The organism is Sphingomonas sp. Leaf38 (assembly GCF_001421825.1).
GTDB lineage: Bacteria > Pseudomonadota > Alphaproteobacteria > Sphingomonadales > Sphingomonadaceae > Sphingomonas.
This window is the reverse complement of the sequence record NZ_LMLD01000011.1, coordinates 946499-960687: the sequence shown is the minus strand read 5'-3', so window position 1 is coordinate 960687 and position 14189 is coordinate 946499. Positions and strand designations below refer to the sequence as shown.

The 14189-nt window shown below is 65.9% G+C and carries 10 protein-coding genes; 5 read left to right on the top strand and 5 right to left on the bottom strand.

The features are described from left to right. Positions 1–19 precede the first annotated feature (19 nt). Positions 20–928, bottom strand: coding sequence for a DUF1080 domain-containing protein (locus ASE88_RS11735; protein ID WP_235527919.1), 909 nt, complete (start codon positions 926–928; stop codon positions 20–22). Between the two features lie 173 nt (positions 929–1101). Next, complete coding sequence (locus ASE88_RS11730) at positions 1102–2010, bottom strand: LysR family transcriptional regulator (protein ID WP_055872857.1); 909 nt, start codon at positions 2008–2010, stop codon at positions 1102–1104. Positions 2011–2097: 87 nt separating this feature from the next. Between ASE88_RS11730 and ASE88_RS11725 the strand changes: the two genes are divergently transcribed. The 5 genes from ASE88_RS11725 to ASE88_RS11705 all read left to right on the top strand — a co-directional run bounded on the left by ASE88_RS11725 (position 2098) and on the right by ASE88_RS11705 (position 10804). Further along, the gene (locus ASE88_RS11725; protein ID WP_056478254.1) at positions 2098–3132 is read left to right on the top strand and encodes an aldo/keto reductase; all 1035 of its coding nucleotides are present in this window, start codon (positions 2098–2100) and stop codon (positions 3130–3132) included. Positions 3133–3143: 11 nt separating this feature from the next. Continuing rightward, the gene (locus ASE88_RS11720; protein WP_056478253.1) at positions 3144–4367 is read left to right on the top strand and encodes an MFS transporter; all 1224 of its coding nucleotides are present in this window, start codon (positions 3144–3146) and stop codon (positions 4365–4367) included. A gap of 714 nt (positions 4368–5081) precedes the next feature. Continuing rightward, positions 5082–6647 carry a tetratricopeptide repeat-containing sulfotransferase family protein gene (locus ASE88_RS11715; RefSeq protein WP_235527918.1) on the top strand — a complete coding sequence of 522 codons (1566 nt, stop codon included), beginning with the start codon at positions 5082–5084 and terminating at the stop codon, positions 6645–6647. Between the two features lie 117 nt (positions 6648–6764). Further along, entirely contained in the window at positions 6765–9365 is a 2601-nt protein-coding gene (locus ASE88_RS11710) for a TonB-dependent receptor (protein WP_056478251.1), read from the top strand. A 53-nt stretch (positions 9366–9418) separates the two neighbouring features. Next, complete coding sequence (locus ASE88_RS11705) at positions 9419–10804, top strand: M20/M25/M40 family metallo-hydrolase (RefSeq protein ID WP_056478250.1); 1386 nt, start codon at positions 9419–9421, stop codon at positions 10802–10804. Positions 10805–10920: 116 nt separating this feature from the next. Here ASE88_RS11705 and ASE88_RS11700 read toward each other — a convergent pair whose 3' ends face one another. From ASE88_RS11700 to ASE88_RS11690, 3 genes are read right to left on the bottom strand one after another with little or no spacing between them, the layout of a single operon-like run. Then, positions 10921–12420, bottom strand: a complete 1500-nt coding sequence (locus ASE88_RS11700; protein ID WP_056478249.1) for a tryptophan halogenase family protein — start codon at positions 12418–12420, stop codon at positions 10921–10923. After that, the gene (locus ASE88_RS11695) at positions 12417–13451 is read right to left on the bottom strand and encodes a cupin-like domain-containing protein (protein WP_056478248.1); all 1035 of its coding nucleotides are present in this window, start codon (positions 13449–13451) and stop codon (positions 12417–12419) included. Before ASE88_RS11695 ends, ASE88_RS11700 begins: the two co-directional genes overlap by 4 nt. After that, on the bottom strand, positions 13444–14148 hold the full coding sequence (locus ASE88_RS11690) for a SapC family protein (RefSeq protein WP_056478247.1): 705 nt from the start codon (positions 14146–14148) through the stop codon (positions 13444–13446). Before ASE88_RS11690 ends, ASE88_RS11695 begins: the two co-directional genes overlap by 8 nt. Between the last annotated feature and the right edge of the window lie 41 nt (positions 14149–14189).

Here is a 14189-nt window from a genome sequence, read left to right as displayed (position 1 = left end):
TCGCGGCAAGCCCGGACGTCTACCGTCCCGCGACGACGATCTTCGGAAGCGTCGTGATCGGTTCGACCGTGATCGCGCGGAACCACGTCTCCGCGCCTTCGGATTGCAGCTGAATCTGGCCATGCGTCAGCGGCTGCCGCGTGCCGTCGGTTGCGATCGTTGCCAGGTCGTGCACCTCGGCGACGGGTACGCCGTTGACGACATGCACCGCGCGGTCGCCGACGACATACAAATCGAGCGTGTTCCACGCGCCGATCGGACGCTCGGCATCGGTCGCGGCCTCGACGTTCCAGGTCGGGGTGCCGTTGACGATGTCGATCTCGCGGCCCCCGGCGCGATAGCGAAGATGCGGTTCGGCCAACGCTGGATCGAACGTCACGCCGGTGCGCCCCCGCACCTGGCCGCCCACCGCGACGATCATGCCGGTCGATCCGGTCATGATTTCGAACTCGACCGACGGACGCCAGGTCCCGAAGACTTCGCCGGCGGTGCCGTGGGTATGATAGAGCAGCCCGTTGTTGCGCGGCAGCGTCGCGCGCGGCGCCCAGGTCTTCGCCCCCCATTTGAACTGCAGCCGCAAGTGATAGTCGCCAAGGTCGGCGGTGTTGACGAGGCTGCCCCAGGTCCTGCCGTTCACCCAAATCGCCGGAGCCCCGTCCACGGAGCGCACGGCGAAGTCCCCGCTGGTATCTCGGCTGGTACCGATCGGCGGCGTGCCCGGGTTCGATTGGTAGGTAATCGCGGGGTCGGCATAACCGAGCCAAGGCGCCCAACCCTTCAGGGTACGCCCGTCGAACAACGCGGTCGGCTTGCTGGTCGGCACGGGTATGTCCGTCAGCGTCAGCCGCTGCGCCGCCCTTGCCGGTTCGCCCGCGACGGCGCGTGCCCGGTCCTTCGACGTTTGCGCGGTCGCGGGGGCGGATAGCACCAGAAGCGCCGTCAGTACTCGATGAAACCGCATAAACATTCCCCCTCAACCGTCGTCCGCTCAGCGATACTCTATTCGTCTAGCGCTGTATCGATACGACTTGAACGTCGGCTTCGTCGAAAATGGGGTATGGCTGACGCATTGCGAAAATTGCCAGGCGGGGCGCGTCGCGATCAATCGGCGAGGCGCTCGGACAGGAAATCGACGAACACACGGACGCGCGCGGGGGTTTGGCTGCCACCGACGAAGACCGCGTGAATGAGTTCGACGTCACCGGGATTAAAGTCTTCGAGGATGGGCACCAATCGGCCGGCCGCGATGTCGTCGACGACACTGAACGCGCCGACGCGTGCCACGCCGACGCCGGCAGCCGCGAGTTGGCCGAGCGTCTCGCCATTGTTCGCCTCGATAGTCCCTTTCACCGACAGCACGATGTCCCCGCCATCCCGGCGGAACGGCCAAATCGGCTCGGTACGGCGGAAGTTGAAGTTAAGGCAGTTGTGCGCGTGAAGGTCTTCAGGCACGACTGGCGTACCGTATTGTGCCAGATAGTCCGGTGCCGCAACGATCACCCGGCCGCTTTCGCCGAGTTTGCGCGCGGTCAGCGGACTGTCGGGAAGCGCGCCAAACCGGACCGCGACGTCCGCCTGTCCGGCGGCGATATCGACGATGCCATCACTCAGCGCGAAATCGACCAGAATGTGGGGGTATAGCGCGGCGAATTCACCGAGCAGCGGCACGATACAGAGCCTCCCATGCGATAGCGCGGCGCTGATCCGCAACCGGCCGCGGGGGGCGCCCTGGTCGGCAAGCTGCTGTTCGGCATCGTCGAGGTCTGCGAGGATGCGTCGCGCGGTCTGGAGATAGGCTTGTCCCTCCGCCGTCGGCGTCAGCGCCCTGGTCGATCGCAACAGGAGGCGTACGCCAAGCCGCGCCTCAATGCGATCGATCGACCGCGCGACGGCGGACGGTGTCAGGCCAAGCGTCCGTCCGGCCGCGGAAAAACTGCCCTCGCGCATCACCGCCGCAAAGATCTCCAGCGCCCGCGCACGATCGGCGCCCATGCCCGCCTTTGCGTCCATATCAAAAGTCCTTCGCGGTACCGTCACCTTATCCGGCGCAGTACTATCGGCCATCTATGCGCCAAGACCTCAGTCAGGGAAATGCGCATGGACTATCGGCAATTGGGATCATCGGGCCTGCGGGTGCCGGCATTGAGTTTCGGCACCGGAACGTTCGGCGGCACGGGGCCGCTGTTCGGCGCCTGGGGCCAGAGCGACGCGGCCGAGGCGCGCCGGCTGGTCGATACCTGCCTCGAGGCCGGTGTGACGATGTTCGACACGGCCGACGTCTATTCCAACGGGGCATCCGAGACCGTGTTGGGCGCTGCGATAAAGGGACGGCGCGATGCGGTGCTGATCTCGACCAAGACGGGCTTGCCGATGGGCGACGGGCCGCAGGACTGGGGCGCGTCGCGCGGGCGACTTATTTGCGCCGTCGAGGCCTCGCTGCGCCGGCTCGGGACCGATCATATCGATCTGCTGCAGCTCCACGCGTTCGATGCTTCCACGCCGGCTGAGGAGGTGATGGGCACGCTCGACAGCCTGATTGCCGCGGGCAAGGTGCGCTATGCAGGGGTGTCCAACTATCCCGGTTGGCAGCTGATGAAGGCGCAAGGCCTTGCCGAGCGCAACGGCTGGCCGCGTCTCGTCGCGCATCAGGTGTACTATTCGCTGATCGGCCGCGCTTACGAGGCCGACCTGATGCCGCTCGGGGCCGACCAGGGGGTCGGCGCGCTGGTGTGGAGCCCGCTCGGCTGGGGCAGGCTGACCGGCAGGATCGGACGCGACCGGCCAATCCCGAAAGGCAGCCGGCTGCACGATACCGAGCAGTTCGCGCCGCCGGTCGAGTCCGAGCATCTTTACCGCGTGATCGACGCGCTGGAAGCCGTCGCCGCCGAGACGGACAGGAGCGTACCACAGGTCGCGATCAACTGGCTGCTCCGCCGCCCGACCGTCGCGTCCGTCATCATCGGCGCGCGTACCGAAGCGCAGTTGCGCGACAATCTGGGTGCGGTCGGATGGGCATTGTCGCCCGATCAGGTCGCGGTGCTCGATACGGCCAGCGCCGTCCTGCCGCCCTACCCCCATACCCCGTATCACCAGCAGGAGGGCTTCGCCCGCCTGAACCCGCCACTGGTCTGAGGAGGCGAACGATGAAGCGCAATCCAGGCTTGCTGGCGCTCGAGATCGGTGCGTTCGGCATCGGCGTCACCGAGTTCGCGCCGATGGGGCTGCTGCCCGTCATTGCCCGCGACCTCGGCGTATCGATCCCGAGCGCCGGACTGCTCATCAGCGCCTATGCACTCGGCGTCGTGATCGGCGCGCCGGTGATGACATTGACGACGGGCCGCGTCCCGCGGCGGGCGCTGCTGATCGCGCTGGCTGGGATATTCACGGCGGGGAATGTGTTGGCGGCGCTTTCGGGCAGCTACGGCATGCTGCTGGCGGCCCGGATCCTGACCTCGTTCAACCATGGCGCCTTTTTCGGGGTCGGCTCGGTCGTCGCCGCCAGCCTTGTGCCGGCCGAGCGGCGCGCAGGCGCGGTGGCGGCGATGTTCATGGGGCTGACGATCGCCAATGTCGTCGGGGTGCCACTTGCGACATGGGCGGGCGAACATCTCGGCCGGCGCGCGTCCTTCTGGGGCGTCTCCGCGCTGGGCGTCGTCACGATGGCGGCGCTCAGGCTGACGCTGCCCGCCCTGCCCGCACCGTCCGATAGCAACGTGATGGCCGAGCTGCGCGTCCTCACGCGTGGCCCGGTTCTCGGCGCGCTCGGCCTGACCGCCGTCGGGGCGAGCGCGATGTTCACCGTGTTCACGTACATCACCCCGATCCTGCGCGACGTGACGCATGCCTCGCTCGGGTTCGTCACCGCGATGCTGGTCACCTATGGCGTCGGTCTGACGGTCGGCAATTGGCTGGGCGGGCGCTTCGCCGATCGCTCGGTTGACCGCACGCTGATCGTCACGCTGGGCTCGCTCGCGCTGATCCTGATCGCCTTTGCGCTGCTGATGCCCTTCAAGGGGCCGACCGCGATCCTGATCTTCCTGTGGGGCGTGGCCAGCTTCGCCCTGGTTCCGCCGCTTCAGATCCGTGTCATGCACGCGGCCGCCGATGCGCCCAATCTGGCTTCGGCAATGAATATCGGCGCGTTCAATCTGGGCAATGCGATCGGCGCAGCGGTGGGCGGCGGCGTGATTGCCGCCGGTCTGGGCTACCCCGCCGTGGCGCTGGCTGGTGCCGGCGCCTCGGTGCTCGGCTTGGTTGCGGTAATCGTTAGCGTACGCAGCGGAAGGGCATCCCCTGCCGCCCATGACCCAAAGAGCGGCGACCGCAAAGATTTGCTTGCAGCGCAAGCCGCCGGTGCCCGTCGATAGTTCAAACGACCCCGTTGCAGACCTCCACGGCGCTGTTTTGCTTCCCGGAATCAGCCATTCGGCAACCGCCAACGGCAGCGTCCGGTGCAACGATTTCACCAGGCAAATGGCGAAAGTTGGTGATGGAGTGGACGCCGCCCCGACGGCATCGAGGCACCAAAGTGAGGGTGTCGAACAGCTTTGTTCTTCGGGCGGCAGCCGCGTTGCACGGTGGCGCTGGAGGTGTGCGGGGGTGCTCATCACAGGGCGCGTGAACTGCAGCCGGTCGAGCACGCAGTCCGACTGATCCCGGCGGCCTAGGTGACACTGTTCGTGCAGCGTTACGGGAACGGTTCGGTCGATGCCCGGGCGATTGGCGAGGCAGTGCGACGGTCGATGTTACGGTTCTCGGCGGTTCGTGGCGGCGAAGACCGAGCGGCAGCAGGGCGCGGCTCTGGTGTTCCGCACATGTGACATGCTGGTCAAGCAGCGCATCGATCTCGGCATCGCGAGTTCGGGGGCATTTCGTCAAAGATGGCTGGGTGGCACCCAAAGGAGCGTCGCAGCGCCGCGACGTCCTTCGTCACGTCGCCCTCACGCTGCTGGCTTGAAGATGATCGTTTGCGCGCGCGCGGGGATCCGGACCTGAATGATGGCTATGACTGATCAGCAGACGTCTGCCGCTGGGGAGCTGCGCGCTTGACGACGCCATGGTCACCTTGGAGAGTCGGCATAATGGCTTCCATTCCGCCCCCCCGCTGGCCCGCCGACCTCATGCAGGCCGCGCTTGCGCTGCACGACAACCAGCTTCACGTCGCCGAGCCGCTGCTCAAGGCGTATCTCAAGCGCGATCCGTTCGATGCGCGCGCGATCCGGATGCTGGCCGAATTGGCGGGGCGGATCGGCCGGTACGGCGATGCGGAGGCGTTGCTGCGCCGCGCGGTCGAACTGGCGCCCGGCTTTACCGCGGCGCGTGCGAACCTCGCGCTCGTGCTGTACCGCCAGAACCGCGCGCCCGAGGCGCTGACGCTGCTCGACGCGGTGATCGCCGACGAGCCCGACAATCCGGGGCACGCGAACCTGAAGGCCGCCGCGCTCGGCCGGCTCGGCGGGTTCGAGGACGCGATCGCGCTGTATGAAAAGATACTGCACGACGCACCGGGCCAGCCGCGCGTGTGGCTGAGCTATGGGCATATGCTCAAGACCGTCGGGCGCCGCGACGACGGCATCGCCGCGTATCGCCGTGCGCTGGCGCTGTTGCCGACGCTCGGCGATGCGTGGTGGAGCCTCGCCAACCTCAAGACGGTGCGGTTCGATGACGATGATATCGCGGCGATGGAGGCTGCGCTTGCGCGGGACAATCTGGATGACGAGGACCGCTTCCATCTCGATTTCGCGCTCGGCAAGGCGTTTGAGGATCGCCGCGATCCAGTGCGGTCGTTCGCCCATTACGCGGCGGGCAATGCACTTCGCCGCACGCGGATCGTGTACGACGCCGACGAAACGCGTGCGTTCGTCGATCGCAGCATCGCGCTGCTGACGCCTGCGTTTCTGGACGCACGCCGGGGCGAGGGCTGCGATGCGCCCGACCCGATCTTCATCCTCGGCATGCCCCGCGCGGGCTCGACGCTGATCGAACAGATCCTCGCAAGCCATAGCCTGGTCGAGGGGACGACCGAACTGCCCGACATGCCCGCGCTGGCACGCCGGATCGCACCCTATCCCGAGGGTCTGGCGACGCTGTCCGCCGACGCAGCGCGCGACATCGGCGAGCAGTATCTGCGCCGCGCCGCGATCCAGCGGCGTACCGATCGCCCGTTCTTCATCGACAAGCTGCCGAACAACTGGGCGCATATCGCGCTGATCCAACTCGCGCTGCCCAATGCGCGGATCATCGACGCGCGCCGCGATCCGCTCGACTGCTGCTTCTCGAACTTCAAGCAGCATTACGCGCGGGGGCAGGCGTTCAGCTATGCGCTCGACGATATGGGCCGCTACTATACCGATTATGTGCGGCTGATGACGCATGTCGACGCGGTGTTGCCGGGGCGGGTCCACCGCGTCGATCACGAAGCGTTGATCGCGGATACCGAGGCCGAGGTCCGCGCGTTGCTGGCCGCCTGCGGGCTGGCGTTCGAGCCCGCCTGTCTCGCGTTCCATGAGACCGAGCGCGCGGTGCGGACTGCCAGTTCCGAACAGGTCCGCAGGCCGATCAACCGCGACGGCGTCGATGCCTGGCGCCCCTATGACGCGTGGCTCGGACCGCTGCGCGCGGCACTGGGATTGGACGCCACGCCGTGACCCGTGGCGAAAACGTCACGGATGCGTCACAAAAATTCATGATCGCGCAAGCTTCGTTTGACCTTTGTTGCGCCGCAACACACTCTGCCGACATAAATCGTCGTGGGGGCAACGGGCATGCATCTTTTCGGTCGTCGCATATTGATCGCGTCGCTGCTCGCCTCGGCTTCGGTCGTGGCGCCTGCGTTCGCCCAGACGGCTCCCGCGCCGGACGCGCCGCCGCAGGCTGATAGGGCGCAGACCGACACCGGGCAGACCGACACCGGGCAGACCGACACCGGGCAGACCGGGCCGGTGGCCGGGGAATATGAAGGCGACATCGTCGTCACCGCGCAGAAGCGCGACCAGAATATCCAGACGGTCCCGATCAGCATCCAGGCGATCGGCACCAAGCGGCTCGACGATCTCAACATCTCGAACTTCAACCAGTACACGCAACTGCTGCCGTCGGTGTCGTTCCAGACGACGCAGCCGGGCTCAACCGTCGTCTACATGCGCGGCGTGGCATCGGGTGGCGACGGCAATCATTCGGGCCCGCTCCCCTCGGTCGGCACGTATCTCGACGAACAGCCGGTGACGACGATCGGCGGGACGCTCGACGTCCACGTCTACGACATCGCGCGGATCGAGAGCCTCGCCGGGCCGCAGGGCACATTATACGGCGCATCGTCCGAAGCGGGGACGATCCGGATCATCACCAACAAGCCCGACACGAGCGACTTTTACGGCCGCGTCGATGGTGCGGTGAACAGCGTCAAGTCTGGCGGGATCGGCAGCAAGATCGAGGGCATGCTCAACATGCCGCTGTCGCAGTCCGCGGCACTGCGCGTGGTCGGCTTCTACCAGCGCGACGCCGGCTTCATCGACAACGTCGCCGGATGCCGCAGCTATCTGCCCGAACCCACCCCGACCTCGTGCACCTCGGCGAATGGCGGCGTGGTCGTCGACAATGCCGCGTTCGTGAAGAAGAACTATAACGACACCGAGACCTATGGCGGCCGCGCCGCGCTGAAGGTCGATCTCGACAGCAACTGGACCGTGACGCCAACCGTGCTGTACCAGGAACAGCGCAACCACGGCACCTATGGCTATGATCCGAAGGTCGGCGACCTCCAGCTCCAGCATTTCTTCCCCGAATTCCGCCGCGACCGCTTTATCCAGGGCGCGCTGACGATCGAGGGCAAGGTCGGCAACTGGGACGTCACCTATGCCGGTGCGTATCTCGATCGGAAGACGTACACGTCGAGCGACTATACCGATTACGCAGAGGCCTATGATTCCGCCTATTCGTCGGTCGGTGGGCTCGCCGGCTATTTCTATTACCAGGACAATGCGGGGCGGACGATCGATCCGCGGCAGAAGATCATCGGCACCGATCATTTCAAGAAGACGAGTCAAGAATTGCGCGTCGCATCGCCCGTCGAGGACCGGTTCCGGATCGTCGCCGGCGCCTTCTACCAGCGCCAGACGAACGCGATCTTCCAGGATTACCAGATCGCCAATCTCGGCACCGCGGTGTCGGTCAACGGCGCGCCCGGCACCTTGTGGCTGACCAAGCAGAAGCGCGTCGACAAGGATTACGCCATGTTCGGCGAGGCGAGCTTCGACATCCTGCCGAACCTGACCGCGACCGCGGGCGGCCGTGCCTATATCTACGACAATTCGTTGATCGGGTTCTACGGGTTCGGCCGTAATCCCGCGGTCGATCCCGACGATGGCCGGCCCTATAGCGCGACACCATTCAACGCCGCGGGCAGCAGCCTGACCGGCGTCGCGGGCTGCTATCTGGCGAATGGCCAGACGTTGCGCGAGGCGTATCGGAGCGGCGGCGATACTTCCACGCTGCTGCCCGCGGCGGTCTCCGGGTCGCCCTGCACCAACCTGGCGACGTACACGACCACCGGCCTGATCCCGAAAAAGACGGAAGGACAAGGTGCCACCTACCGCTTCAACCTGACGTACAAGGCGACCGACAAGGTGATGGTTTATGCCACCTTCTCGCGCGGCTTCCGGCCGGGCGGGATCAACCGCCGCGGCGACGTCGCACCTTATGACGCGGACTTCCTGACCAATTACGAGCTCGGCGTGAAGACGACGCTGTTCGACCGTCTCCGGTTCAACGCCGCGATCTATCAGCAGGCCTGGGACAAGTTCCAGTTCTCGTTCCTCGGACCGAACAGCTTCACGATCATTCAGAACGGGCCGAACGCGCGGATCAGGGGCGCGGAGGCGGATGCGAACTTCTCCACCGGCGGGCTGTCGCTGACCGCGGCGGCCTCTTATACCGATGCGAAGACGCGCAACGATCTGTGCGCGAGACAGCCCTGCGGCGGCGAGGAGAATCCGGTATTGGCAGTGAAGGGAACGCGCCTGCCAATCACGCCGCGCTTCAAGGCAAGTGGAACGGCGCGCTACAGCGTCCCGGTAGGCACCGCGAAGGCGTATATCCAAGGGCTGGTCGCGCATCAAAGTTCGGCGTCGGCGGACATTCGCACGTTCCAAGCGGGCACGCTCGGGCGACTCAAGGCGTACACGACCGCCAATGCCTCGATCGGTGCCGACCTGTCCGGCTACACGCTCGAACTGTTCGTCCAGAACCTCTGGGACGAACGCGCGCAATTGTCGCGGTTCCAGCAATGTGGAACGTGTTCGCAGCGCACCTATATCGTCACCAGCACGCCGCGCACGATCGGCCTACGCGCAGGCGCGAAATTCTAGACCGGAACGCCCTTCCGATCCTCCCCCTGCCGGGGGGAAGATTTCAAAGAAAGATGAAGATGACGTCCAAGCTCAAGCTGTTTCTCGCCTGCACCGCCGCGATGACCGCCCTCCCCGCTCAGGCGCAGACCGCCGCCGACAACGGTCTCGCCATTGCCAAGAAAATGATTGCCTTCCGCAGCGTCCGCGGCCCCGGCAACCAGACGCCGCAGTTGGCCGCGTATCTGAAGTCGGTGCTAGTCGGCGGCGGTTTCGCAGCAAGCGACGTGACCGTCACCCCGGTCGACGATACCGCCTATCTGATCGCGACGTGGAAAGGCAGCGACGCGGCGCTAAAGCCGATCGTCCTGTCCGGGCATATCGACGTGGTCGAGGCGAAACCCGCCGACTGGCAGCGCGATCCGTTCACGCCGGTCGTCGAGAACGGCTATCTGTATGGCCGCGGCGCGACCGACATGAAGCTCGACGCCGCACTCGCGATCGCCACGCTGCTCGACATGAAAAAGGCAGGCTTCGCACCCAGACGCGGCATCGTCCTGGCGCTGTCCGGCGACGAGGAAACGGTGATGAAGACCTCGTCGCTGATCGCCGGCACGCTCAAGAACGCCGAGATGGCGCTCAACATCGACGGCGGCGGCGGGCTGTACGCGGAGAACGGCAAGGCCGAATATTTCACGATCGGCGCGGCCGAGAAGACCTATGCCGACTTCCAGCTGACGGTGACGAACCCCGGCGGCCATTCGTCCGCGCCGCGCAAGGTGAACGCGATCAACGAACTGTCCGCCGCCCTCGTCCGGATCGGCAATTACCGGTTCGCGCCGCAGCTGTCGCCGATCACCAAGGGCTATTTCGAGGGCGTCGCCCCGCGCCAGACGCCCGCGATCGGCTCGGCGATGCGCGCTTTTGCGGCGAACCCGAAGGATCAGGCGGCGATAGAGACGCTTGCCGCCAATCCCGGCTATGTCGGCCAGATCGGCACCACCTGCGTCACGACGATGATCAGCGGCGGGCATGCGCTGAACGCGCTGCCGCAGCGCGCCACCGCCAATATCAACTGCCGGATCTTTCCGGGCGTCAAACCCGCGACCGTGATGGCCGAACTGGCCAAGGTCGCCGCGGACCCCGGCGTGACGTTCAATGACGTTACCGAAGGGTCGAACCCGACCGACGCCTCGCCGCTCCGCGCCGACCTGACGGATGCGGTGAAGACCGCGATGGGCAAGATCCGGCCCAGCGTGCCCGTGTTCCCGAGCATGTCCGCGGGCGCGAGCGATTCGATGTGGTACCGCTCGGTCGGCGTGCCGAGCTACGGTGTCAGCCCGACGTTCATCAAGCAATCAGACGATTTCAGCCACGGCCTCAACGAACGCACACCGATCGACAACATCCCGCTGGCGATCACCTATTACCGCTCGCTGCTCACCGATCTGACGCGATAACGCCCCCTGCGCCGGCGCTCGCTGCTACCGCCGATGCGCCGCCGCTCATGCGCAAATGCGGCGCTGTCTCTGAAATTGGTGCCCATCTTCGTTTTGCCCTGCGGCCCCCCGAAGTATCAGCCGGACGCCGGGCAATAGTGCGCGAGGAAATCATGATGTCGCGGTAGCGTCCGAACCGTACCCGCTATTCCTCTGGAGAGATCGTCAAAGGAGGTTTGCAGGTCGTGCGCCTTGATGATGCTCGCGATTCGATGATGTGCGCGCGGCACGACGCCTTGCCCGAGCATGACCGAAACCCAGGAATCGATCCTGAACAGGTCGTCCTGTCCCTGCCATGCGCCAGCCGTCGCCGTGAAAAGCGAGATCCGCTCGGCCAGGCTATCCGGAACAGTCATCCGCGCGCAGTCGCGCCAGAAGTCGGAATCGTCACGTTGGGTGACGTGGTAATGCAGGATGATGAAGTCGCGCACATGCTCCCACTCGTGTCGCGACTGAACGTTGTAGCGCGCAGCAAGTGCGTTGTGATCGTCGCCGCGGAATGGGAACAGCTGGATCAGACGGATCACCGCATTCATGATGAGATGGATGCTGGTCGACTCGAGGGGCTCGATGAACCCCGCCGCGAGACCCAGCGCGATACAGTTCCGGTTCCAAGCCTGCCGTCGCATGCCTGAGCGGAAACGCAGTGGTCGCGGCTCGAACAACGGGCGGCCATCCAACGCGCCGATCAGCGTCGCGTGCGCCTCGTCATCGCTCATGTGCCGGCTGGAATAGACGAGACCGTTGCCCGTCCGGGTCTGGAGCGGGATCTGCCAGCGCCAGCCGGCAGCGTGCGCGATCGCGCGCGTGTAGGGTACCGGCGGTGCGACGGTCTCCGTCTGCACGGCAAGTGCCCGGTCGGTTGCGAGCCATTCCGACCAATCCTCGTAGCCCGTCCCGAGCGTGGCTTCGGTCAGGAGCGCGCGGAAGCCGGTGCAGTCGATAAACAGGTCGCCCGCGATCCGCTCGCCCGATGCCAGGACAAGCGCGGCGATATCGCCCCCCTCGCCGTCTCGTTCGACCCGCTCGATGCGTCCCTCGACGCGCCGCACGCCCCAGGGCTCTGCCAGGCTTCGCAGGAACCGCGCATAGGCGGTCGCGTCGAGGTGATAGGCATAGGCCAGCGAATGCTGCTCGTCGTGACCGAATAGGCCCGCGCCGGCGGCCTGTTGCTCGAGCGAATAGTCGCCATACGCGCCACCGAACCCGCGTGCGCGCGCCTCGAGCCAGAAATGCTGGAAGTCGGCGATCGCCACCGACCTGCCGACGCTGCCGAACGGATGGAAATAGCGGTCGCCAATCTGGCGCCAGTTCTCGAACGCGATGCCAAGCTTGAAGGTCGCCTGCGTGGCACGCATGAAGGCGGCTTCGTCGATGCCGAGAAACGCGTGAAAGCTGCGCGCGGTAGGGATCGTGGATTCGCCGACGCCGACGGTGCCGATCTCGTCTGATTCGACAAGCGTCACGGCGACGAGCGATCCGAGCTGGCGCACGATCGCCGCGGCGGCGATCCATCCGGCGGTGCCACCACCCGCGACCACGATGCGGGTACGCGGCGGCTCAGACGCATCGTTCATCGGTTGAGCCTGTGCAGCAGATAGGCGCGCAACTGCCGTGCGCCGGGTTCGTCCAGCGGTGCGAGCGGTCCGCGTGCGGGCGGCGGCAGATGTGCGGCAACCGCCTCCGCATCGCCGAACACATAATGGTCGAACATCGCGCGCCATGCGCGCTTCTCCTGCGTGGGCCGGTCGCGAAGGCTGAGAAGACCGTGCAGCAGCGTATCCATCGGCGTATCCATGAAGGCGGGCGCCGCGTTCCACCAATAATTCACCAGCACGTTGAAGTCGTCGAGCGCCTCGACATGGTGCCACCACAAAGCCGGGTAGACGAGGACGTCGCCGGCTGCCAGCTCCGCCACCGATCCGGCAGCGAGCGCGGCGGCGAAGCGCGGATAGGCATCGAGATCGGGGGCAGCGAAATCGACCATGCTCACCACCTGCCCACCTGGGGTGGGCGCGAGCGGGCCGGGATAGAGGTTGGCGACCTGGTCCGGTGGAAACAGCGTGAAGCGCCGCCGCCCAACTGCGCAGACCGCCGCATTGTTCGACATGTCATGGTGTGCGGACGCGATCGTGCGGTTGCCGATCCAGATGCTGGCGAGCGGCGGGTGGCGATCGAACACGTCACCGTGCGGCGCCAGATCATTGTGCGCGCGAAAGCCGGGGAGATAGGTGTCGAGATCGGTGGAGCCGAGATAATAGGCCGGTGGCGTGGCATCGCCGCGATGACCAAGCACGCGATCGAGGAAGTCGCCCAGCGCGATCCGCTCGGCCGTGAAGTTCATCGCGGTGGCGGTCTCGTCATAATGGAAGCGCCCGGCGATCGCGGGATCGCCGACATAGCCGGTGACGGGGCGCCCGGCATCGAACCCGCGCAGATAGGCGGCAGCCTCGTGCGGCGACCGACGTCCGGCCTGAACCAGCGGCCAGTCGGCGGCGAGCCCGCGCAGGATCACCGGCTCGTCGGTCGCAATCAACGCGTCCAGATCAAGCAGATCGGTGTGATCGATCTCGCGCACCCGTCGCGATACCCGCAAGCTCTCAGCCATGAAGCTCTTTCCGCAGCTTCCGATCGATCAGATGACGCAGGTTGCCAAGCGACGAGGCGATCCAAAACGCCGGACGCAGAAAATCGTCGTGGTGGAGACGCGCCAAAGTGTCGCCGTCGAGCGCAGCCAGGCGCCCTGCATCGACGGTGAAGCGATCGGGAATGTCGTACCGACGCCCATCGGCGAGATCGAGTTGCAACGTCGCGGGTTCGAGCAGGTCGGCGGCGGCAAACGCGTGGAACATCGCCTTCTCGGTCTCCAGACCGATATAGATGCGCTGCAGCATCGCCGAGACGTGATCGAGCAACGGCGCGTTCCCGCCAAGCTCGCGGAACACCGGCTCCCCGGTGTCGACGATGCGCGGATGGTCCGGGTCGACATGGATCATCGGCTCGCCATGGGCATCGACGCCGATCGAGAACGGACCACGCGCCCGCGCCGCAGGCACGTACCGCGCGTCCCAGTTCTCGCCGTCGAGGAACAGGTTCTCGTCGGGATCGAGCCCGAGTAGGACGGTCGCGAAGAGGACGCCTTGTTCGTCGCGACGCAGCAGGATTGCATAATCGCGCTGCAGCTCCTCGAACTCGCCCGGGAAGACGCGCGTCTGGTTGATCGCATCGCCGTAGCGCGCGTGATGACCGACCGCGACACGCAGGTCGCGGTGGTCGATATTGTTGAGAAGTACCGGAGAGGCCATGCGTTGATCCTAGACGAGGAAGGCCGCTTTCGTCAGCGGCC